Source organism: Polaromonas sp. P1_G2, from assembly GCF_056405515.1.
The window spans coordinates 1-19,982 of record NZ_JBFUBY010000042.1; the positions used below are offsets into that span (position 1 = coordinate 1).

25 protein-coding genes and 1 pseudogene are annotated in these 19,982 nt (G+C 60.3%); 10 read left to right on the forward strand and 16 right to left on the reverse strand.

Annotation, left to right across the window (positions count from 1 at the left end; genetic code table 11):
- On the reverse strand, positions 1-787 hold a 787-nt coding region (locus tag AC1D0P_RS06625), incomplete at its 3' end, for a LysR family transcriptional regulator (protein ID WP_477675989.1).
- Positions 788-888: 101 nt separating this feature from the next.
- Between AC1D0P_RS06625 and AC1D0P_RS06630 the strand changes: the two genes are divergently transcribed.
- The 4 genes from AC1D0P_RS06630 to AC1D0P_RS06645 are packed head-to-tail and all read left to right on the forward strand — an operon-like array spanning position 889 to position 3,497.
- Entirely contained in the window at positions 889-1,758 is an 870-nt protein-coding gene (locus AC1D0P_RS06630; protein WP_477675990.1) for an NmrA/HSCARG family protein, read from the forward strand.
- A 51-nt stretch (positions 1,759-1,809) separates the two neighbouring features.
- Entirely contained in the window at positions 1,810-2,304 is a 495-nt protein-coding gene (locus tag AC1D0P_RS06635) for an SRPBCC family protein (RefSeq protein WP_477675991.1), read from the forward strand.
- Positions 2,301-2,969 carry an NAD(P)-dependent oxidoreductase gene (locus AC1D0P_RS06640; RefSeq protein WP_477675992.1) on the forward strand — a complete coding sequence of 223 codons (669 nt, stop codon included), beginning with the start codon at positions 2,301-2,303 and terminating at the stop codon, positions 2,967-2,969. The genes AC1D0P_RS06635 and AC1D0P_RS06640 overlap by 4 nt, the downstream gene beginning before the upstream one ends.
- 30 nt (positions 2,970-2,999) lie before the next feature.
- On the forward strand, positions 3,000-3,497 hold the full coding sequence (locus tag AC1D0P_RS06645) for an SRPBCC family protein (RefSeq protein ID WP_477675993.1): 498 nt from the start codon (positions 3,000-3,002) through the stop codon (positions 3,495-3,497).
- Here AC1D0P_RS06645 and AC1D0P_RS06650 read toward each other — a convergent pair.
- A complete protein-coding gene (locus AC1D0P_RS06650; protein ID WP_477675994.1) occupies positions 3,494-3,892 on the reverse strand; it encodes a winged helix-turn-helix transcriptional regulator in 399 nt (132 codons plus the stop codon). The genes AC1D0P_RS06645 and AC1D0P_RS06650 overlap by 4 nt on opposite strands.
- Positions 3,893-4,004: 112 nt before the next feature.
- Between AC1D0P_RS06650 and AC1D0P_RS06655 the strand changes: the two genes are divergently transcribed.
- The 3 genes from AC1D0P_RS06655 to AC1D0P_RS06665 all read left to right on the forward strand — a co-directional run bounded on the left by AC1D0P_RS06655 (position 4,005) and on the right by AC1D0P_RS06665 (position 6,160).
- Positions 4,005-4,739 carry an SDR family NAD(P)-dependent oxidoreductase gene (locus AC1D0P_RS06655; protein WP_477675995.1) on the forward strand — a complete coding sequence of 245 codons (735 nt, stop codon included), beginning with the start codon at positions 4,005-4,007 and terminating at the stop codon, positions 4,737-4,739.
- A gap of 35 nt (positions 4,740-4,774) precedes the next feature.
- Entirely contained in the window at positions 4,775-5,374 is a 600-nt protein-coding gene (locus AC1D0P_RS06660; RefSeq protein ID WP_477675996.1) for an NADPH-dependent F420 reductase, read from the forward strand.
- A 303-nt stretch (positions 5,375-5,677) separates the two neighbouring features.
- Positions 5,678-6,160 (forward strand): GreA/GreB family elongation factor, encoded by a 483-nt coding sequence (locus AC1D0P_RS06665; protein WP_477675997.1) that lies wholly within the window; start codon positions 5,678-5,680, stop codon positions 6,158-6,160.
- A 95-nt stretch (positions 6,161-6,255) separates the two neighbouring features.
- Here AC1D0P_RS06665 and AC1D0P_RS06670 read toward each other — a convergent pair whose 3' ends face one another.
- From AC1D0P_RS06670 to AC1D0P_RS06700, 7 genes are all read right to left on the reverse strand, one after another.
- Positions 6,256-6,717, reverse strand: coding sequence for an NUDIX hydrolase (locus tag AC1D0P_RS06670; protein WP_477675998.1), 462 nt, complete (start codon positions 6,715-6,717; stop codon positions 6,256-6,258).
- Between the two features lie 99 nt (positions 6,718-6,816).
- A complete protein-coding gene (locus AC1D0P_RS06675) occupies positions 6,817-7,818 on the reverse strand; it encodes a phosphotransferase enzyme family protein (protein WP_477675999.1) in 1,002 nt (333 codons plus the stop codon).
- Positions 7,819-7,906: 88 nt separating this feature from the next.
- Positions 7,907-8,110, reverse strand: coding sequence for a hypothetical protein (locus AC1D0P_RS06680; protein ID WP_477676000.1), 204 nt, complete (start codon positions 8,108-8,110; stop codon positions 7,907-7,909).
- A gap of 49 nt (positions 8,111-8,159) precedes the next feature.
- A complete protein-coding gene (locus AC1D0P_RS06685; RefSeq protein WP_477676001.1) occupies positions 8,160-8,714 on the reverse strand; it encodes a hypothetical protein in 555 nt (184 codons plus the stop codon).
- A 74-nt stretch (positions 8,715-8,788) separates the two neighbouring features.
- Entirely contained in the window at positions 8,789-9,178 is a 390-nt protein-coding gene (locus tag AC1D0P_RS06690) for a hypothetical protein (RefSeq protein ID WP_477676002.1), read from the reverse strand.
- Positions 9,179-9,396: 218 nt separating this feature from the next.
- A complete protein-coding gene (locus tag AC1D0P_RS06695; RefSeq protein ID WP_477676013.1) occupies positions 9,397-10,380 on the reverse strand; it encodes a tripartite tricarboxylate transporter substrate-binding protein in 984 nt (327 codons plus the stop codon).
- Positions 10,381-10,440: 60 nt separating this feature from the next.
- Positions 10,441-11,604 (reverse strand): mandelate racemase/muconate lactonizing enzyme family protein, encoded by a 1,164-nt coding sequence (locus AC1D0P_RS06700; protein ID WP_477676003.1) that lies wholly within the window; start codon positions 11,602-11,604, stop codon positions 10,441-10,443.
- 105 nt (positions 11,605-11,709) lie between these two features.
- Here AC1D0P_RS06700 and AC1D0P_RS06705 point away from each other — a divergent pair, with 105 nt between their 5' ends.
- A complete protein-coding gene (locus tag AC1D0P_RS06705; protein ID WP_477676004.1) occupies positions 11,710-12,618 on the forward strand; it encodes a LysR substrate-binding domain-containing protein in 909 nt (302 codons plus the stop codon).
- Between the two features lie 37 nt (positions 12,619-12,655).
- Here AC1D0P_RS06705 and AC1D0P_RS06710 read toward each other — a convergent pair whose 3' ends face one another.
- The 4 genes from AC1D0P_RS06710 to AC1D0P_RS06725 all read right to left on the reverse strand — a co-directional run bounded on the left by AC1D0P_RS06710 (position 12,656) and on the right by AC1D0P_RS06725 (position 15,648).
- On the reverse strand, positions 12,656-13,219 hold the full coding sequence (locus tag AC1D0P_RS06710) for a hypothetical protein (RefSeq protein WP_477676005.1): 564 nt from the start codon (positions 13,217-13,219) through the stop codon (positions 12,656-12,658).
- 199 nt (positions 13,220-13,418) lie between these two features.
- Positions 13,419-13,907, reverse strand: a complete 489-nt coding sequence (locus tag AC1D0P_RS06715) for a hypothetical protein (RefSeq protein WP_477676006.1) — start codon at positions 13,905-13,907, stop codon at positions 13,419-13,421.
- A 205-nt stretch (positions 13,908-14,112) separates the two neighbouring features.
- Positions 14,113-15,165, reverse strand: a complete 1,053-nt coding sequence (locus AC1D0P_RS06720; protein WP_477676007.1) for a hypothetical protein — start codon at positions 15,163-15,165, stop codon at positions 14,113-14,115.
- Between the two features lie 81 nt (positions 15,166-15,246).
- Complete coding sequence (locus AC1D0P_RS06725; RefSeq protein WP_477676008.1) at positions 15,247-15,648, reverse strand: GNAT family N-acetyltransferase; 402 nt, start codon at positions 15,646-15,648, stop codon at positions 15,247-15,249.
- Positions 15,649-15,797: 149 nt separating this feature from the next.
- On the opposite strand from AC1D0P_RS06725, the gene AC1D0P_RS06730 reads away from it, so the two are divergent.
- On the forward strand, positions 15,798-16,262 hold the full coding sequence (locus tag AC1D0P_RS06730; RefSeq protein WP_477676009.1) for a hypothetical protein: 465 nt from the start codon (positions 15,798-15,800) through the stop codon (positions 16,260-16,262).
- A 57-nt stretch (positions 16,263-16,319) separates the two neighbouring features.
- Here AC1D0P_RS06730 and AC1D0P_RS06735 read toward each other — a convergent pair whose 3' ends face one another.
- From AC1D0P_RS06735 to AC1D0P_RS06745, 3 genes are all read right to left on the reverse strand, one after another.
- Positions 16,320-17,108, reverse strand: coding sequence for an alpha/beta fold hydrolase (locus AC1D0P_RS06735; RefSeq protein ID WP_477676010.1), 789 nt, complete (start codon positions 17,106-17,108; stop codon positions 16,320-16,322).
- 105 nt (positions 17,109-17,213) lie between these two features.
- Positions 17,214-17,741: a hypothetical protein gene (locus AC1D0P_RS06740; RefSeq protein WP_477676011.1), complete on the reverse strand. Its 528-nt coding sequence runs from the start codon at positions 17,739-17,741 to the stop codon at positions 17,214-17,216.
- Positions 17,742-17,896: 155 nt separating this feature from the next.
- Positions 17,897-18,904, reverse strand: coding sequence for an Lcl C-terminal domain-containing protein (locus tag AC1D0P_RS06745; protein ID WP_477676012.1), 1,008 nt, complete (start codon positions 18,902-18,904; stop codon positions 17,897-17,899).
- 655 nt (positions 18,905-19,559) lie between these two features.
- Here AC1D0P_RS06745 and AC1D0P_RS06750 point away from each other — a divergent pair.
- Positions 19,560-19,982 (forward strand): annotated as a pseudogene (locus AC1D0P_RS06750) (sensor histidine kinase); the annotation flags it as partial.

Genomic DNA, 19,982 nt, shown 5'->3' on the forward strand with positions numbered 1-19,982 from the left:
GCGCCCATAGCGCCACCTCGGGCCCGGTGACGTCGCCCCATTGCACCAGCGTTCCGGCGGCCAGGTCGGGGATGACCAGCGACAAGGGGAGGCGCGCCGCACCGACATTCGCACGGACCGCATCGCGGACCATGAACAGCGATGACAAGCTCAGGACAGGCTGGACCGTCAGGCGTTTCTTTTTTCCCTTCTCGGTCAGTTCCCAGGCATCCATTTTTTCGGCGATTGCGCCTCCCCGCAGTACGACCGGAATAGGCGCCCCGCCCGCGGGCCGTGGAAGCCCGGGGTGCGCCACCATCACGACGCGGTCTCTCAGGAAGATCCGGCCCACCAGGCTTTCGTCGGGATCCGGATTCACCCGGATCACCAGGTCGTAGCCCTCTTCCACCATGTCCACGGAGCGGTCTTCCGTCGTGACCTCCAGGCGGATCTCGCGGTGTTTCATGGCGAACTGGGCCGCAAGCTTCCCCATCGCGGCTTGCGAGAAGAGCAGCGGCGCGCTCACCTTCAGCCTTCCTCGCGGCTCGTCCCCACCGGCGGAAATCGCCGCCGTTGCCTCGTCGAGCTCGGTGAGCAGCACGGAGGTCTTCTCGAACAGCGCCCGCCCTTCTTCGGTGAGTTTCAGCGCCCGCGCCCCCCGCTCGAAAAGCCGCAGGTTGAGGCCGCTTTCCAGGTCGGCCACCCGGCGAGAGAGGGTGGCCTTGGGGCGGCCCGATTCGCGGGAGGCCCGCCCGACGCCGCCATGCCGGGCGACAAGCGTGAAGTCAGCAAGAGCCAGTAGGTCCATGTGTTCCACCAGTGAGACAGATAGTCCAAATATAACGGCTATCGGACATTTGGCGAAACGATGAAGATCAAGGCTCTTTCAAACCAAACGGAGTAATTTTCATGACCATCCTTATCACCGGCGCCACCGGCAACATCGGCCGCCAAGTTGTCCAGCAACTCGTCAACCGGGGCGCAGACGTGCGGGCACTCGTGCGCGACCCCTCAAAAGCCAGCTTTCCGGCGGGTGTGGACGTCGTGCAGGGTGACCTGCTCGACGTGGACTCCCTGCGCCTGGCCTTCAAAGGCGTCTCCACCCTGTTCCTGCTCAATGCGGTGGTTCCCGATGAATTCACCCAGGCCCTGATTTCGCTCAACCTGGCACGCGAGGTGGGCATAGACCGCATCGTCTACCTGTCGGTGATCCACAGCGACAAGTACGTGAACGTTCCTCACTTCGCCGGCAAGTTCGGCGTCGAGCGCATGCTGGAGCAGATGGGCTTCGGCGCCACCATCTTGCGGCCGGCCTACTTTATGGACAACGAACGCACCATCAAAGACGTGGTAACGGGCTACGGCGTGTACCCCATGCCCATCGGAAGCAAGGGCCTGGCCATGATCGATGCACGTGACATCGGCGAGATCGCCGCCATCGAGCTGCTGCGCCGCGAACGCGCGTCCGGGCCACTGCCCCTGGAGCGGATCAATCTGGTCGGTCCGGACACGCTGACCGGAGACGCTGTCGCCGCGATCTGGTCCGGCGTCTTGAATCGCCCCATCACCTATGGCGGCGACGACACGGCCGGCTTCGAGAAGAACCTGCGCAACTTCATGCCCGCATGGATGGCGTATGACATGCGCCTGATGAGCGAGCGCTTCCTGACGGAGGGCATGGTTCCCGAAGCCGGCGACGTCGAGCGCCTGACCAGGCTGCTGGGCCGCCCGCTGCGCTCCTACCGCGACTTCGCCGCCGAAATTTCGGCACCGGCCTGAGCGCCGGCCTTCAAAACGTCAAAGCTTCAAACTTCAATCAAGGAAACCATCATGATCTATTCGACCGCCACCGTTGAAGTCAACCCACAGGGCGAGGTGCCCCTCACGCGCGCCCAGGTGTGGGCCGGCCTGGTCCTCAAGGCGCGCGATGCGCGGCTTTTCCTTCCGCCCGGCCTCTGCACCTACTGCGAGGTCGTGGAAGAGAGCAAGACCCACATCGTGCGCGAAGCCACCATCGCCGGCACGGACCTGCGTGAAATCATCACCTTCGAGCCGGAGAGCAAGGTGACCTTTTTCCAGGCCACCGGCCCGCGCGAAGGCGCGATTGTCAACGAACTGTTTGAAGATGAGTCGGGAAACCTCCAGCTTCGCTTCTATTGCTACGTCGGCCTTCGCGGCAAGGCGCCCGGCGGCCCCGAGGAGCAGGCCGAGCAGGCGTGGATGGACGGCGACAAGGGCTACAAGACCGCGCTGCTGTCAACGCTGAAACGCACGCGCGAATTGCTCGCGCAAGGCAAGCTGTCACTGCCAGGAGGTGTGCAATGAACTCCGTCAACACTGTGCAATCCGATCTTTCGCGCCAGAAAATCCTGGTGATCGGCGCCACAGGCGGCACGGGCCGGCTGATCGTGAAGCAAGCCCTTGCGCGGGGGTTTGCGGTCCGGGTGCTCGTGCGCTCGCCCACCAAGGCAAGCGGCCTGGAGGGCGCCGAGGTCTTCATCGGTGACGCCCGTGACGAAGCGGTGTTGCGCAAGGCGCTGGAGGGCCGGGATGCCGTGGTGAGCGCCCTGGGCACGCCGGTCAGCCCGTTTAAAGAGGTAACGCTTTTGTCGTCGGCAACGAAGGCGCTTGTGAAGGCCATGAAGGCCGCCGGGGTCTCGCGCCTGGTGTGCATCACCGGCATGGGGGCGGGCGACAGTGCCGGCCACGGAGGGTTTGTTTTTGACCAATTGATTCACCCGGCCCTTTTGCGCAAGGTGTATGTCGACAAGAATCGGCAAGAAGCGATCATCAGGGACAGCGGCCTGGACTGGGTGCTGGTGCGTCCTTCGGTGCTGAACGACAAACCGGCCGGTCGCGAGATCCGGGCGCTTACGGATCTCTCCGGTTTTCATGGCGGAACGATCGCCAGGCCCGACGTCGCGAGCTTTGTCCTGGACCAGGTGCACAGCAACACCTGGCTGAGCCGCTCACCGCTCATCACTTGGTAAACCGCATCAACTCTGAACAAGGAAACAACCATGAAATCCGCCGCAGCAACAGTCATCACGATGGTCGAAGCATCCAGGGAAAAGACCTTCCTGCACATCGTTCCCATTGACCTCACATCGATCTTTACCGGTTACGGCCCGCTCCCATCGGTAACGCAGACGCTGAATCAGACCGGCCCGTGGGATGCCGCAGGTCGGACCCGAAACGTGGTCTTCTCTGACGGGAGTTCCGCCCGGGAGACACTGACAAGCTACGACTACCCGAAGCGGTTTGCCTACCGCATCACGGAATTCACCGGGGTGCTGCGGCTTCTTGCCAGCGAGGCACGCGGTGAGTGGTGGTTCGAAAACGTGCCGGGCCGTTCCGCCACGTCGGTTCGCTGGCGCTACGAGTTCATCAGTCGATCAGCCATCCTGAAGCCTCTGGTCAGCCTTTTTACGCGGAGCTTGTGGCGGGGGTATATGGCTAAAGCGCTGCGTCTGTCCAAGGAACAGGTGGAAGGCACTCAAGCAGGGAACGCAGCTTAAGGCGTCCGGCCCGGCGCTTCTTCAGCATCCTGCTGGGGCAAAGCATCGCGCCCGGCAAAGATGCTGGTCACTTCCGCGAAGTTCTCGCTTCCCCAGCTGCACAGCGGGATGATCGCGTCAGCCAGGCTGCGGCCCAGCGGGGTCAGCATGTAGTCCACGCGCGGAGGCACCTCCTGGTAGTCGGTCCGCGCCAGCACCTGGTCGGCCTCCAGGTCCTTCAATTGCTGGATCAGCACCTTGTGGCTGACGCCCGGAATCAGGCGCTTGAGCTCGCCGTAGCGCTTGGCGCCGTCGCGCAGGAAAAACAGGACCAGCGGTTTCCACTTGCCCGAGATGATGCGGAGCGTGGTGTTGAGCCCGCAGCCGGGATCGCAGGTTTCAGAAGGTGTCGTCATTTTTTTGGTACTTACCTGAAAGTGCATACTTGTCCGCAGGTTAGCAGAACTGCATGTGTTCTTCAGCAAGCGAATCCCCGCTTGTTTACAACTTCAAACGAAGGACACATACATGAACAGACTGRATGGAAAGACCGCCGTGRTYACCGGCGGCGCYACCGGCATCGGCYKCGCMGSRGCAAAGCGMTTTATYGASGARGGCGCYTTYGTCTTCATCTTCGGCCGCCGGCAGGAWGCGCTSGACGSCGCCSTGGCCGAGCTYGGSCCCMATGYCCGCGCGGTRAAGGGCTCCGTCTCCGATATGGCCGACCTTGACCGGCTCTACGCGGCAGTGAAGGCCGAACGCGGAAGCCTCGACATCGTCTTCGCCAATGCCGGSRCMGGAGGCCCGCTTCCGCTSGGCRAGMTCACYGCCGRGCACATTGACGAAACCTTYGACACCAATGTGAAGGGWACGATYTTCACGGTCCAGAAGGCGYTGCYGCTGATGGGCCAGGGCGGCTCGATCATCCTGACCGGGTCAAGCGCCGGCACCACGGGCGCCCCAGCATTCAGCGTCTACAGCGCGAGCAAGGCGGCAGTGCGCAACCTCGCGCGGACCTGGGCGGAGGACCTGAAGGGCACCGGCATCCGGGTCAACGTGCTGTCACCCGGACCGACGGCGACCGAACTCGCGAAGGCGGCGCTGGGCGCGGAAGGCATGAAGGTCTTCGCCGCGATGAACCCGCTGCAGCGCATGGCTGATCCGGCGGAGATCGGGGCAGCGGCGGCCTTTCTCGCATCGCCCGACAGCAGCTTCATGACCGCCAGCGAGCTTGCCGTCGACGGCGGCCTGGCGCAAATCTGATGCAGATCTGAAACAAAACCCCAAGGAAAGAATGTATGAGCTACGCAATTATTGGCTTCGGCAAACTCGGCCAGGCCCTTGCCAAGGCATTTGCCCGAAGCGGCATCGAAGTATCCGTTGCGACCACCCGCGACCCGGAAAGCTTTGCATCCGCCGCGGCCGCGATCGGACCCAAAGTCATTCCCACCACACTGGCGCAAGCCCTCAAGGCGGACACCCTCTTCCTGGCTGTCCGKTTCSAGTCSCACCGGGATGTCGCSAAGGCGCTGCCGAACTGGAAGGGCAAGACCCTCATCGATGTGACCAATGCCTACGGCGTGTCTCCTGAGGAACTGGGAGGACAGCCTTCCGCCAAGGTCGTCGCGCAGGCCTTTACCGGTGCAAGACTGGTCAAGGGCTTCAACCACCTGGTCGCCGGTGTCCTTGAGCAAGATCCGGCCGTACACGGTGGCAGGAGAGTCGTGTTCCTGGCGAGCGACGACGACGGCGCGGCAGCGGAGATTGGCGCGCTGGCGGAAAAACTCGGTTTCTCGCCGATCCAGCTTGGCGGGCTTTCGGAAGGCGGGCTGCTGGTGCATGCGCGCGGAAATAGCTGGGGTCAATTGATTTTTAAGGATTTGGTCAAATTCGACTGATGAATCAGCGGGATCGTCATCGTAAATTCCGATGCGATCCTGCAATCGGCCATCCAGGCATCGAATGATGAGCCAGTGCGGCGTCCGCTTTGGACCCAAGGCAGGCGCCGGTAAGATGACTGTTTTCGGCCAGAAGCAGACATCAGAACCCGCAGGGGGCATTTATAGTGCTTCGGCGCAGTACGTAGGCGGCAAGAGTGAACGCTGACGGCGCACTGCCGAAAGTGCAATCGGGTCGACGGCTGGAGGAGCCCTTCATAATTAAGGCCTTCCCCCTCTTGTTTGAGATGCCTACCTTCCGTCATGAATAAATTCTCGCTGCAACAGCAGGTGCTGCAACGGCTCGCCGAAGACCTGCTGCAAGCCGAAGATGCAGTGCGGGTGGCACACGAAACGGCGACCCACGCAGAAAATATCGCCAAAAACAGATACGACACATTGGGACTCGAAGCCGCCTACCTGGCCACCGGCCAAGTTCGGCGCGCCGAAGCCATCCGCCAGGCGATGGCCAAGTGGCGCCAATTCCGCCCGCGTCCTTACGACGCCAGCAAAGGGATACAGCTCGGCGCGCTGGTCTGCCTGGTCGATTCCGACGACAAGCAGCAACAGCTCTTTCTCGGCCCGGATGGGGGCAGCATGCAGTTGGGCAGCGGCACTCAGCTGGTTCAGGTCATCAGCATGGAAGCCCCTTTGGGCAGGGCCATGCTGGGCAAATGCGAGGGTGATGATGTGTCGATACAGGTCGCCGCAATCCGACAGCAGTTTGAGGTGCTGCGGGTTCATTGAGCCGTGAACGACTCCTCTGGGCCCTAAGCGGTCTTTGCCCATTCCTCCATGCAAACCTTCATTTCAGGCGGCGAATCCGCCACAGACAACCGAAGTCAGCTGCGCGGCCACCAGCCGGCAGATGTGAGCATTTCCGGGAGGTCGACAGGCCACACGATCTGATCAGTCGACTTGAGTTCGAGCGCACTCCACCATTTGTGGTCCTTTATCACCTCGACCTCCTCGGCGGTCCAGCGGTCTTGCAGGACTGCCTGGTGGTCTTCCACGGTGACAACAAAAAACCGTTCATCGGCCATGACCTCTTCGCCATCCGCCAACCGCAGGACGAACTCTCGTTGAGCAATGGGATCGCCTACGTCAGCGACAACGATGCCCGTTTCCTCTTCCAGCTCGCGCACCGCCGCCTCGGCGAAGGTTTCACCGGCCTCCAGCCCGCCACCAGGAGTCGCCCAGTAGTCTTGCCCTTCCAATGCTCCGGCCTTATGCACAAAGCSAAAGAGCAACAGGCTTCTCGCACGGTTGAGAACGAGCAATCGGGATGAGGGGCGTCGTCGCAAGGTGGGGTTCCGTTGAAAGAATGAAATATCGCTGTCGGCCGAAAATAGCCGCTGCCGTGCCCGGCACAAAGAGGCCATTGCGACCGTCGGGATGGGCCGCTAAGTTGGCAATTCCAACGCCTCCCATTGGCGTAGCAATTCGACCTGTCTGCGGAGTTGGCCGGTCGTCATGGTTTGGGAACCCCAAACCGGCACTCGTCCTGCGTACTCTCCCAGCAACCAGAATTGCCGCACCGCCATGAAGCGCGCGATGGCGGCAAGGTCGGCATCTGCGACCGGGCGTCTGTCCCGGTAAGCGGAGATGTAATTTTTCCACTGCATTTGCACCTTGCTGCTCGCCTCATCGCCAGGCACGCGCGGGTACAGGTTCCATGGGTAGACCGCAAGCTCATACGCCAGGTAGCCCGGGCCCGCCTCGTCGAAGTCAAAGAATATGGCCTGGCGTTGCCCTTGGGCGTCGGTCGTGATGAAGTTGTTTTGACCGTGTGCGTCGCCATGGCATAGCACGCGGCTCAGTTCACCCATGGCCAGGATTTCATCGTGCAGCCGCAAGCCCAGCTTCTCGAATTGCGGACGCAATTCGCCGGTCATGGATGGCGCGCGAAGCAATCCTTCCAGCGGCCTGAGGAGGAGGTAGTTCAGGTCAAGCACATAGGTGCTCTCCGGCCCCTGGTAGCTTTCGCCCCCTTGGTGCAAGGCGGCCAATCCGTGCGCAAAGGCCTGCACCTCAGCTGCGGCTTCACCTGTGAACTCTCCGTCCAGATATTCGAAGAGCATCAGCATCCGTGCGCCTTCCGGCAGCGGCACCTGTATGGCTATCTCGCCGGTCGCCGTTGTCACGCAGCGAGAGACCCGGCAGCCGACGTGGGCCCAGTGCTCCAGTGCCGCAGCTTCGAACAACGCATTGGGACCACCCCGCGGCCGATCTGCGGACAGACGTGCCACAACGCGCCGCCCGTCGGCAAAACCCAGTCGATAGACCTGATTGAAACTTCGCCGCAGAAACTCACTCTCGACGACCTCGCCAAGTCCATAGCGAGCCTGCACAAGGGCGGCGATGCTGCTTGCCGTTGGCGTCGATTGCGCGATTTCCAGTTGCATGCTTACCCCGCGGGAAAAAGGGCGCGATTATGGCACGGCGGCGCGCAGACTCGAACGTTTGCTTCTGGCCGAATGTCGTCATCCTGGCTCAGTCGCCAGGCTGCTGGTCGAGAGAAAAGCCAATTTTTCTTGCCTCGCGGAATTCAATTTCAAACAACCCCGCGACGATGAATGCGCAATCAATCGCTTTGTAGCCGTCGCTCCTCGCTTTTTGAAACACATCCTCAGCACTCGCGCCACTCGTGCGCATTGCAATGTATTTTTCGGGGGTTTTGCTCGGTACTTCGTTCATTTGAAATTGGCTCCAATGTCCGCCCTTGACCGATAGGGGGCCTAGTAGTTCAGTCGCTCAGTGGCGTCCTCCGACGTGTCACAACGAACAACACTATTGAGGTCGCGGTCACCAGCAGGGCTGCCATCATCCAAATGCTGCGGCGTTGCTCGATCTTCTCAGCGTAATCCTGGTACGTGAAAACTGGGCCCGAAGGGCTGTCTGCGGTAATGATTGCCCCTTGAAACAGGCCGACCCGAAGGAAAGGGCCAGCCTTCTCAATGACCGAAGCCTGCTCGCGCCCCACGTCGAGGACAGGGGCAAAGGGTACATAAAGCACAGGCCGCAGCTTCTTCATGAGGTCGTCGCGGTCGATGTCATTGTCGATACCGATGCCGAAACCGGCATCGAGATGGGTGCTGCCGTGGTTCACTCCTGTGCGGCTGACTATCGCCTCGAGCGGCCCCACGTATTTCACCGTTACGTCACGTGCGCTGAGTGCGCTCTCGAGAACAACTTTAGTTTCAGATCGCTGCATCCACATCAGCCCCGCGACAATTAGGAGCGCAATGCAGCAATGCACTCTGTATTCCTGGAGCCAGAGAAAAATCTTGGCCACTTTCATCCTCATTCCGCCTCCCAGTATCCGTTTATGGCCGATAGCAGCCCTTTAGCCATTCTTCAAGAGCTCATTCCCCTTCATAACAAGTCAATGTGACATGAAGACCGTAGCTCTTGGTGACAAACTGAACCACCTGCCACCTGTACCTGCATTTGGACTTTTGCCGACAACTCATATCGCCCCGAAGTGAACTCGCTCGGTTCGTTCTCGTACTCCAGCGCATCGACCGCTAGAACCAGTTCTCTTTCAGATGGGATAGCTAACGTCACACCAGGCAGAGCAAAGATATTTTTTGTGTATCCGATACAAACATCGTCGTTTTCATCATTGGTGAGCAGGCATGCCGTCACGTGGATAGGGCCGTGTAGCACAACGGCACTCTCAAATTTCACCTGATAGAGGAACGGCWGTGACGATCCGACCGATGTATACGGGAAGTCTTCCAAAAGCAAGATCGACAGTTCCATGGTTCGATTGTTAACCAAACTGAATGTAGGCATCAAGACCATTCGACCGTCACTTGGCGGGAGTGGACCTATAGAGTGAAAGAAAGTATTCCCGCGCCAGCCTTCTCTCGCGCTTCTACGCTTCGTTTTTCCCGTAAGGACACATTGGTTGAATGTCCGCTATGGATTCAAAGCAGATCTCACGCAATCCGCGCATCACGTCGTCTGCGCCTGGGAAGTTACTCAGCCGTCTCGCCCGAATCCTTGATCACCTTTCCCCAGCGCGCCATTTCGGCCTGGACATACGCCTTGTGGCCGGATGCGCTGAGCCTGGCGTCGGTCACAAGGCGCAGGCCCAGTGCCTCCTGGCGCTTGATCAGGTCCGAGTCCTTGAGGGCTTCACGCAGCGCGGCATTCAGTTTGGCGAGAACCTCCGGCGGCGTGCCGCGCGGCGCGTACACGCCATGCCAGACCGTGACGTTGAAGTCCGCGAGGCCGGCCTCGGCCAATGTCGGCGTTTGCGCAAGCAAGGGCAGGTTCAGGCGCTCCTTGCTGCTGACGCCATACACCTTCACTTTTTTGCCTTCGATTTGCGGCACGGCGTTGGTCGCCTGTTCGCACATCAGGTCTACCTGCCCACCTATCAGGTCTGTCATGGCCGGGCCGGTTCCCTTGTAGGGGACTGCCACCATTTTGGACTTGAGCGCACTTTGCAGCATCAAGCCGCAAAGGTGCGAAGCCGACCCGACACCGGCGTTGGCCAGGTTCACACGGCCGTCGGACTCCGCGATCCACTTGCGCAGTTCGGCAAGGTTGTTGGCCGCGAGCGTTGTCCGGCCGATCAGCACGGAGGGCGCTTCGTTGATCAGGCCCAGGTACTCGAAGTCTTTCAGGGTGTCATAGGGCAACTTTTTATAAAGGGCGGGCGCGGTTGCCAGGCCGATGTGGTGCACCAGCAGCGTATAGCCGTCGGCCTTGGCGCGCGCCACGCGCGCAGCGCCAATGGTCCCGCCGGCGCCGGCCGTGTTGTCAACGATGACGGTCTGGCCCAGCGGCTTGCGCAGCGCTTCGGCGAGGTCACGGGCGATTTTGTCGCTCGGCCCGCCGGCGGCGAAGGGCACCACCAGTGTCACCGGCTTGTCGGGGTACTGCGCCCAGGCCGCCGGCACTGCCGACAGGCTGAGCAACACCGAAACCAGAATCCCAAGAACCCGTTTGAACATTCGCTGATTGTTTTTCATGCTTTGTCTCCTTTGTCTTTGTCGTTGCCGACAGAATCAGGCTCAGGCAGAGAGGGCTTGCATCTGGGCGTAAAGGTCCGCCTTGCCCTCAAAACCGATACCCGGCAGTTCAGGCAAGGTTACATGGCCGTCGATCACCTTGACGCCATCGGGGAAACCGCCGTAGGGCTGGAACAGGTCGGGATAGCTTTCATTTCCGCCCAGGCCGAGGCCGGCTGCGATGTTGAGGGACATCTGGTGCCCGCCGTGAGGAATGCAGCGTGAAGGCGACCATCCGAACTGCTTGAGCACTTCCAGTGTGCGCAGGTATTCCACCAGGCCATAGGACAGCGCGCAGTCGAACTGCAGCCAGTCGCGGTCGGGGCGCATGCCGCCATACCGCAGGAGGTTGCGGGCGTCCTGGTGCGAGAACAGGTTCTCGCCGGTGGCCATGGGGCCGGGATAAAACTCTGAAATCGCCGCCTGCAAGGCGTAGTCGAGCGGGTCGCCGATCTCTTCGTACCAGAACAGCGGAAACTCGCGGAGCATCTTTGCGTAGGCGATGCCGGTTTCCAGGTCGAAGCGGCCGTTCGCATCGACCGCAAGCCGGGCCTCTGAGCCGATCTCTTTCAAGACCGCCTCGATGCGCGCCCGGTCTTCATCGATGGAAGCGCCGCCTATCTTCATCTTGACCACGTTGTAGCCGCGATCCAGGTAGCTGCGCATCTCCGCGCAGAGCGCCTCGTTGCCTTTGCCCGGGTAGTAATAACCACCGGCGGCGTAGACAAAGACGCGCGGGTTGGCCTCGCGGCCGTGGCGCTTGGCCAGCATGCGGAACAGGGGTTTACCCTCAATCTTGGCGACCGCATCCCATACCGCCATATCAATGGTGCCCACGGCAACAGAACGTTCGCCGTGGCCGCCAGGTTTCTCGTTGCTCATGGCCGCTGCCCAGACCTTGGCGGGGTCAATGTTCGTGCCTTGGGCGTCGATCAGGCTTTCGGGCGCAGCCTCAAGAATACGGTCGAGGAAGCGCTCGCGGATCAGCCCGCCCTGCCCGTAACGGCCGTTGGAGTTGAACCCGTAGCCCACGACCGGCTTGCCGTCCCGGATGACGTCGGTGATGACGGCCACCAGGCTCAAGGTCATCTTGCTGAAGTCGATGTAGGCGTTGCGGATGGGTGAACTGATGGGGAGGGTCTTCTCCCGGATTTCAACGATTTTCATGGCTGTCTTTATGACAAGTTGTGAGGAGGATCGTTATGATCGCGAAGGCCGCCGCATTTGACCAATGCTGTTTTTCTTCTCTTCAATGCTTTCAAAGCACTGGGCATGAATTTCTCCTGGCTCGAAGACTTTTCCGCGCTGGCGACAACGGGCAACTTCTCCCGCGCGGCCGAAGAGCGCCACATGACGCAGCCGGCTTTCGGGCGCCGGGTGCGCGCCCTGGAAGAATGGATAGGCACGGAGCTTTTTGACAGAAGCTCACAGCCGGTCCGGCTGACCGAAGCCGGCCAGTGGTTCCAGGGCATTGCCCATGATTTGCAGGCCCAGGTGGCCCGCATACCGGGCGAGGCCAGGATCATTGCCGAAGCAGGTTCACATTCCCTGCGGTTTGCCGCAACGCACGCGCTGTCGTTCACCTTCATGCCAGCCTGGCTGCGGCGTTTTGAAGCGCACACCATGGCCGGAACCATGCACCTGGAGTCCGACGTTCTGGCGCGCTGCGAGGCGCTGATGGAACAAAGCAAGGTGCAGTTTGTGGTGTGCCATGCCCACCCCGGCGCGCCGGGGCGCCTTGACTCCGGCGATTTTCTCTCAATCCAGATTGGCGCCGACAGCCTCGTGCCGGTGACCGCGGTTGATGCCTCGGGCCAGCCCCTTCACACACTGCAAGCGGGCAAGACGCCGGTATCCCTTCTGGGCTACAGCGCTGAATCCGGACTGGGCCGCATTCTGCGCGAAACAAGGTTTGAGGCCATGGAGAACGTCTCCACGCAAACGGTGTTCACCGCGCACCTGGCCTCGGTGTTGAGAACCATGGTCCTCGAAGGCCGGGGCGTGGCATGGCTGCCGCAAACCCTGATTCATGACGACCTGGCAAGCGGCCGTGTGGTCGAGGCGGGTGTGCCTGCCCTACGCGTTCCGCTGGAGATCAGGCTCTTCCGGTCCCGCAATTCGATGGGGCGCGCCGCGGAGGCGCTTTGGGATGCTGTGACCAGGGCGGGTGAGGTTAGTTGATAACGCTCCTTTGATGTCCGCTTATGGCCGGAGCCGGTCACCTTGCCGGTGGCTGCGGGCCCAAAGCAGCCTGACCGATGCGACGCCGGCGCATGAAGACAAACGCGGAGGCCAGCAAAGGACCCGACAGCGTGAGCATGGCGACGGGCACCGTTCCCACTGGCGTCAATGAGCCCCTGGAACGCGGAGGCTGGAGCTTCCCCCACATTTGAATGTCGGTGAGTTGAATCTGCATGTATTGCCTGTACAGGAAAAACACCGCACCGCTGACGAGAACAGAAAACACAAAAAGGAGTACGACCGCTCGCAGGTACTGCTTGTAGCCGGTCGATGCAAACCAGGCTGCCGTCAAAGGAATGGCGATGAACAGGCTGCCTGCGGCAAAGAGTTCAAACCGGAAGCGGTAAATCCAGCCGGCAGGCTCTGCAATCCCGTAGAAAGTATTGCGCCCGGGATTCAGCAGCTGGCTCAGAATCGCAAAGCTGATTTCCGCGTCGAAGAAGATGAGAGTTCCGCCGGCCAGACAGGAAGCCGCAACGATTGCCAGGACAAGCGCGATGGGTGGTTCTGGCGTCCCTTCCGGGCGTGCAGTTTCGAGCATGGGACTTCTCTGGTTTAACGGCGATTCATTTTTTGTCGCAAGTCATCTGGGGAACTCCTGTGGCTCAGCCGTTCCTGCCAATGCCGATCGAGCGACTGCGCGCCCTTTGCAACAATATCAAGGACCAAAAAATCGAGTCTGCTGTAGTCAGCCTTCATTGATGATCTATTGCGAACGACCGCTTCCGGCGCCTGGAAAATCATTGCGGTGGTCCGCGACGCATGGTCGCTATGTGTCCCGCAAATGATGTCTCCAGGTCCCATTGCGGCAAGCTGGTCATATCACCGTACGCATTGCAACGGGCTCGGAACGTTGCCGCTCCATCTGCCGCCAGGGCGCGTCTCTGGTTTGTTTTAAACGTGAGATTCCGGTTGTACAGATCGCGTTTGTATTGAGCCCCCAGAACAGGATTCTCCAGAATTTTGGTCCGATGCCGCTCGACTTCCTCTAAAAGATCCAGCTGACTGGTGCGCCAGAGCTGGTAATGCTTTTCATTGTCGTCGCTGGTCTCTGGAAACTCTTCCGAACAGATGTCAGCGATTTCCCGGACGGCTTCGATGACGCCAAAAATGACGCCCAGGTCACGGTAATACTCACCGGTGGAGCGGGGTCCCTGTTGAGCGGACAGATTGCCGTGCATTGCCAGCGCGGACAGGGCCATGCAGGCGAGTGCGATCATTTTTTTCATGGTCCTCCTCCGATATTTGTATCTATCTTCATTTCCGACCTGGGTTTCGTGAGGCGAGAGGAGTCTCAAGACTACCCATGGCTCCCTCCTAACGTCCACTTCCGGTAAATAGTTTCCATGTTGGCCATGGTCGAGCATGGATCAAAGAAGGAATTGGCACGCATGAGCAGGCACCAAAATAAGCCGCTGACGGCCATCCACTGTGTCAACGCGGCTTGGGGAACACGTAGTGTGTCCGTAAAGCGATATCCAGAACATTTTTCGCCGTGGACTGTGATTCAGATTTTGACATATTGAATCGGCTTTCGTAGTAGGTTGCCAGTGCCTTCTCCGCGATCTTGTACCTAACCCGAATCTCTGAATGAGTCGCTCGATTCGTCTTCCCGCCTTCAGCCCATGTCGACAAGCCTGCGTCTACTTGCTCGCGCGAGTTATAGGGGGCGCCCATGGCCCACGGCCTCAGCGCCGCATTTGCCCAGGCCTGGTCGACGGTGACTCTTATGCGCGCTGTCGGCTGCAATGTCCCTTCATTCGCACCTGGGCCTATCGACCGATCGAGAAGCGCGGCAAATCGCTGAACCGGCTGCGGCAGTAGTAAAGTGGCTTGATTCACGCTGGGGCGAAATTGAGCTTTGCACGCTTCTTGAAGTTGTCCTGCTATCGGTAGATAGACCACCCAGTCGGGAGAAAATACATAAGGTTCTCCGACATACACCAGCCACAACTTGTTGGCGTCCTTGCTTTCAAAGACAAGTGGAGCCCGCCAAGCTCCATCGATCAAGGTTGTCAGCCCTCCACTTCCTTTCCGGTTTCTGGTTGAAAAGTATTCGGCAGTGGTCAGCGTTGTCGGGACGAGTCGTACAGCGTATGCATCACCACGCCATCCATGCGGTATCTCCTCAATGACAAGGCGATTGCTTTGAGTGGTCGCTGTTTGCCAATAGATGCTCCGCGGAGCATATTCGGGAAGTGGAACTTTGGTGAAGACCTTTAGGTTCGCTTCAAGGGCGTCACCACCAGATAGATCCAGACCCTGAGGTCCTAAGACCAAGGTGTCACTCAAGTTTTCGGGAAGAGCCCGTGGCTCCCAGAGATTGAATGCTGTTGACTTATATGCGGATTGCGCAAGCGTGAGAACTATCGCGCACTCTGGGCGACCTTTGCCGTTCACCAACTTTGGCCAATCCATCCCGGCAGCGTTGGATGTGATGAATGTGACCAGCAGCAGTACACCCGCTGCGGTTTGTTTTTTTCTCATGAGCCCCCCGTGTCACTGTGTTCGATGTCCGCTTTCTGACCATTGCCGCCATCCTAGCCCAACCGCAGTACTCCACAGCGATCATTTGGCCGCCGTCCCACGCACGCGCTCCATCGCTTCCGCAGACGCCGTGAAGCCAAGCTTGGAGAAAAACTCATGCGCTCCTTCGCGCCCCGCGCGAAGCACCCACGTCACGTGGGGCTCGTCACCGACGATGCGCTCAACCAGTTGGGTACCGATGCCTTGGCCCCGGCAAGACTCCTGAACCACGACCATGGAAAGATACCCATTGGACAAGCCGTCCGTGATGGCCCGGGCGAATCCGACGACTTGGCTCCCGTCCACTGCGACGATGACTCTCTGGGATGCGGCGATCAGTTCCTGTAGATAGCCCACTGAAGGAATTCGATGCTGCCAACCATTGGCAATCAAAAGTCGATATACGTCTGCGCTATCGGCCGGCTGGAAGGGTCTGGTTTTCATGAATGAGTACTGTCCTTCGTTCCAGCTTAGGTGGGACGAATCTTCGCTCGCTTCCTACGGGCGATCAAGTGTTTTTCTCCTTCTTCGGGGAAGCAGCCCCAGGCACGATGACCTTTGTTGCATGTTGTATGGCCCCCAAGGAATAAACCATGAAAAACACCGGTTTGATCTTTTCCGCCCTTATCGGCGCTGTTGCCAGTGCACGTTCGATGACGCCCATGGCCGGTATCGCTGCGGCACGGCTGCTGGACCGCCGCACGCCTGGGCGGCTTGTGCTGCTCGACCGGCCCTTGTTCAGGGGCGGCGCCCTGGCCATGGGTGTTGGCGAGTTGTTCGGCGACAAGATGAAGACCGCGCCTGACCGCACTGTTTTTTTGGGACTGCTGGCGCGGGTGATGAGCGCGGGAATCGCGGGCGCTGCATTGGCGCCCCGCGGCCGCGAGCAGGCCGGTGCTTTAACGGCGGTTGCAACGGCCGTGCCTCTGGCCTACCTGACGCTGGCAGGCCGCAAGCAAGCCATGGCGCGCATGGGCCAGACCCGCAGCGGTTTGATGGAGGACGCGCTGATCGTCGCCGCCGGTGCGGCGATTGTGGCGCTGGCGGTCAGGCGGTGAAACGGTTTGTGATCCCATCGGCCGCCTTCAGGGGAGAGTGCCGCGCCCAATCGTTGGTTACGGCCTGCTGCCCGGCCCATCAAGAAATCGCAGGGCTGTTGAAGTAAATGGAACCGTGGAATCGTAAACGGGCACGTGGTCGCCGCCGGGAATCACCCACAACGCGGCATCCGGTATGGAACGGTAGAGGCTTAGAGGAATTTCAACGGGGAAAAAAGCGTCGCGATCACCGTGCACGATGAGCGTGCGCGCTGTGATGGTCGATAAACTTTGTGCGGTGAAATTCATATCATCGTAGTTCTCGTGCAGCGCGTTGAACTGTGCAATGAGTTGGCGAATCTGCTTATCACCGCGTTTTGCGCACTCCCGGTACATCTCCCGCACCTGTTGGGGCATGGTGCCAAATGAAGCCCTGCGCATGATGGCTCGCGCCTGGTCGGGGAAATGGGTCGTTGCACTGATCAAGACCATCGAGTCGATGCACTTTGGCTGGCTCGTTGCCATGTGCAGCAGCGTCATTCCGCCGGAACTCATTCCCATCGCCGAGAACCGGGAAATCCCCAATTTTTCAAGCAAGAGAAATACGTCATTGGCCGCTTCCCTGTGTGTGAACGTGTTGTCGGGATTGGTGGAACGGCCATGGCCACGCAGGTCCACGGCGATCAGCCGATGGTGTTCCGAGAGCTTCTCGACGAAGGGATGCCAGTTCTGTGTACAGCCGCCAAACCCATGCAAGAGCAGCAGGGGTTTTCCGGCTCCGTACTCCTCGTAGTACATCTCGATATTGTTGATTTGAACGGTATGTCCGCGAGTGGCCGTCTGTTTGGGCGCGTACGTCGTTGCCATGGATGTGCTTCTCACATGTGTTTCGAGGTGAGCCTCGAGGCGCCGTTGCCTATTTTTATGGATGAGGCGCCGGCTGGTTGATGATCGGTCCCGGGTGTCCGCATCTCACTTCGTCGAATCCGCGCTCGCCTTCCCGGGTCCGACCTGCCACAGCACACCGAACGAAATCAGTCCCCCAAGCACCGGAAACAGAAGCGGCAGGAGACCGAACACGGCCCAACTGCGCCCCATCGATGCAGCGGCGCGGCCCAGCTGAAGGTGAAAGACGATGAAGAGCACAAGCAACACAGCCAATCCATAGAGCGCGTACTCTTTGCCTACGGACTCAGGGAACAGGAAAACGCAAGCCAGCATCAGCACGAAAGTCCAACGTGCCCAGTGGAGGCTGTGGTCCGCGGTGGCGCCCGGAACCGGTGCGGCGGCGGGATCGGGTGCAGCAGCCGAGGAGACCGCTTGGTCGGGGCCGGTTCCACCCGTCAACTTCTCACGCCGTTCCTTCATGTGACTGTGGATAAACACCGTCCCGATGAACGCCAGCAACAAGCCCCACGTAATTCCGCCTACACCTCCGATTGCGGTCGCCAGGACCCCAAAGAGGACGATGAAAACAAGGATACGTGCGAGCATGTTCATAAAGAGTCCCCCTCGGTGAATAGAGTGATCATGAAGCCGCACCGGCGTGTGAGGCTTCTGCCGGATTCTGGCCGGCCGCGGTCATCGTAACTGCAGCTGCACCAAGCTCGGGCGCACATACACGGGCGCGCGGCGCAAGCCCGCCTCGCACGACATCAGCGGACGAGCCGAACATAACCCGGTGTCATGCGCGATGTCGCCCGGGCCCCGCCCAAGGCAAGATTCAGTATTCTGGCCGACGTGGAGAACGTGGGATATGGCTCGGAAGTCCAGTAGAAGAACTGTGTGGGTGTATTGGGGAACCACGCCGGGTCAAGCATTGGCGGCGTTGCCCTGCCGAAACTCACGAGATCATGCAGTTCGGCCATTGATGGCAGGCGCCAGTCGGAATGCCCGCATAGCTTTGCCGCATTCACCGCCTTGACGTAAGCAAGGGCGTTGCTTGTCGCCGCTATCTGATCCGGCGAGGGATGCGACGGCGCATTGGAGACCATCACCTGCGCCTTGTCCGGATTGTCGAAGTTGGTGTACCTGTTGGCCTTGTCCCTGAAGCTGCCGTCCGCAGGCTTGCCTTCCCAGGTCAACCCTGTGACGGCGTCGAGAACGCATTCGGTGCGGGCATAGGCTTGCCCATCCGGACCGGTGACCGTTTTGAAACTCACGCCTCTGTCGTCCGGCGACTTTTCGCTGGTGGCCGGCGAGGCGTCAGAGCGAACCATCCGTACGGGATTGCTTGCGCCTCTCAGGGATGGCAAGGTCGTCGCCGAGCCCAGATCGACAATCCAGGCGGTCATCTGGGGCGCGGCGGCCTGCGGTGTCGATGTCCAGAAGGCTATGCCCGGTTTTTCGGACAGGGGATTCACCTCGGGCACTTGCCCTGCATCGCCCGCCCCCGCGATGCTGAAGAGTTCCTTGGCGCCGGGAAGGCGCCAAGCTGAGGGATTGGCGGTCACGGCCGTTGCCGCATCAAACGTGAACTTGCTGGCGGGGCCCGCGCACGCCGATCCGTTCCAGCCCTGGCCCTCGGCGCACCTTTTCCAGACCAGGTTCGTTTGCCGGTCCAGCACCTGGTGTCCGTCCGCGGAAACTTCGAAGCGACTTTGGGCGATGCCCACCAGCGGCAAGGTGAGCGCCATTGCGAACAAATACGGCGATAGGGTCATGGCTAGCCTCCTGAGCGTTTTTTTTGATAGTTAAATAATTCCAGCCAGGCCGATGATTCCCACAAGCATCAGCAGCCGGCCACAAGGATTTTTGAGGTGCATGCGTCCGCTTCTGGCCGACAAGCCACATCTTATCCAGGACATCCAGCGGCTCATACCTGAAAAGTTCCGAGCCGCCCGTACCAACGCATCAGAGGACCACAATCACCCCTCATTTGCCGGATCGCCAGGAATAAAAAGGTATGCATTCCACCGCTGTAGCCCCCGGCCAATGACTACCAAAGGCAGCTCGTTCAAGCGCGCCTACACTGGCAGGACCAGGGTGGCACCTACGGGCAGACAACACTTTCACACCCCGGCTGCCGTTAAACCCATGGACCACGGCGCGCTGGCAAGGGCCGCGCGCCGCACGCCTGAAACCTCGCAAAGAATGTCCCCAGGAAGACTTTCCCGCGCGAAGGCCGGGGCGGATGTCCGTAAGCTGAATAAGTAGAACCCCCACCCCCGCCCTCTTCTGCCCACCCGGCACACAAGGGAAAATCGTTGATAGTGTGGTTGTCCACGCCTCTACCGCCCCTACCGTCTCTACCCGCCCACGGAAAATTTTTCTCTCCATGACGCCCACCCCGCTAGCCGCTTCCGGAAGCGCCCTTCGATGAGCCCCCGCGAGGCCTGGGTCAACGTGCAGCTGGCCCACACTTTCATGCGCCATGCGCAACCGACGCTGCACGCGGCCGTGCTGGTGATCATGGTGGTGGTGGTGACGCTGTACCCGCATGTGGAGCCCTGGGGCCTCTGGGTGTGGACCCTGGCCGCGGGCTCGATAACGATGCTGCGTTACATCATCCTGCATGCCTACCGCCAACGGCTGGCGGAGGCCGACGGCGTGGCGCTGCGGGAGTTCATGTCGCTGCATGGATGGGCCTGGCCCCTGAGCGCGATGGTCTGGGGTTCGCTGATGTTTGTGGTCTACCACCGGGCGCCTGTCGAGGAGCAGTTCGTCTGCATGTTGATCCTGTCGGCCATCGCGGCGACCGCGGTGTCTTCGTCGCCGCCGTGCTTGCGGACTTTGTCGGCC

Coding starts and splice junctions, on each gene's coding strand:
- AC1D0P_RS06630 (WP_477675990.1), top strand. CDS start 889: ATGACCATCCTTATCACCGGCGCCACCGGCAACATCGGCCGCCAAGTT.
- AC1D0P_RS06635 (WP_477675991.1), top strand. CDS start 1,810: ATGATCTATTCGACCGCCACCGTTGAAGTCAACCCACAGGGCGAGGTG.
- AC1D0P_RS06640 (WP_477675992.1), top strand. CDS start 2,301: ATGAACTCCGTCAACACTGTGCAATCCGATCTTTCGCGCCAGAAAATC.
- AC1D0P_RS06645 (WP_477675993.1), top strand. CDS start 3,000: ATGAAATCCGCCGCAGCAACAGTCATCACGATGGTCGAAGCATCCAGG.
- AC1D0P_RS06650 (WP_477675994.1), bottom strand. CDS start 3,892: ATGACGACACCTTCTGAAACCTGCGATCCCGGCTGCGGGCTCAACACC.
- AC1D0P_RS06665 (WP_477675997.1), top strand. CDS start 5,678: ATGAATAAATTCTCGCTGCAACAGCAGGTGCTGCAACGGCTCGCCGAA.
- AC1D0P_RS06675 (WP_477675999.1), bottom strand. CDS start 7,818: ATGCAACTGGAAATCGCGCAATCGACGCCAACGGCAAGCAGCATCGCC.
- AC1D0P_RS06680 (WP_477676000.1), bottom strand. CDS start 8,110: ATGAACGAAGTACCGAGCAAAACCCCCGAAAAATACATTGCAATGCGC.
- AC1D0P_RS06685 (WP_477676001.1), bottom strand. CDS start 8,714: ATGAAAGTGGCCAAGATTTTTCTCTGGCTCCAGGAATACAGAGTGCAT.
- AC1D0P_RS06695 (WP_477676013.1), bottom strand. CDS start 10,380: ATGTTCAAACGGGTTCTTGGGATTCTGGTTTCGGTGTTGCTCAGCCTG.
- AC1D0P_RS06700 (WP_477676003.1), bottom strand. CDS start 11,604: ATGAAAATCGTTGAAATCCGGGAGAAGACCCTCCCCATCAGTTCACCC.
- AC1D0P_RS06705 (WP_477676004.1), top strand. CDS start 11,710: ATGAATTTCTCCTGGCTCGAAGACTTTTCCGCGCTGGCGACAACGGGC.
- AC1D0P_RS06710 (WP_477676005.1), bottom strand. CDS start 13,219: ATGCTCGAAACTGCACGCCCGGAAGGGACGCCAGAACCACCCATCGCG.
- AC1D0P_RS06715 (WP_477676006.1), bottom strand. CDS start 13,907: ATGAAAAAAATGATCGCACTCGCCTGCATGGCCCTGTCCGCGCTGGCA.
- AC1D0P_RS06720 (WP_477676007.1), bottom strand. CDS start 15,165: ATGAGAAAAAAACAAACCGCAGCGGGTGTACTGCTGCTGGTCACATTC.
- AC1D0P_RS06725 (WP_477676008.1), bottom strand. CDS start 15,648: ATGAAAACCAGACCCTTCCAGCCGGCCGATAGCGCAGACGTATATCGA.
- AC1D0P_RS06730 (WP_477676009.1), top strand. CDS start 15,798: ATGAAAAACACCGGTTTGATCTTTTCCGCCCTTATCGGCGCTGTTGCC.
- AC1D0P_RS06735 (WP_477676010.1), bottom strand. CDS start 17,108: ATGGCAACGACGTACGCGCCCAAACAGACGGCCACTCGCGGACATACC.
- AC1D0P_RS06740 (WP_477676011.1), bottom strand. CDS start 17,741: ATGAACATGCTCGCACGTATCCTTGTTTTCATCGTCCTCTTTGGGGTC.
- AC1D0P_RS06745 (WP_477676012.1), bottom strand. CDS start 18,904: ATGACCCTATCGCCGTATTTGTTCGCAATGGCGCTCACCTTGCCGCTG.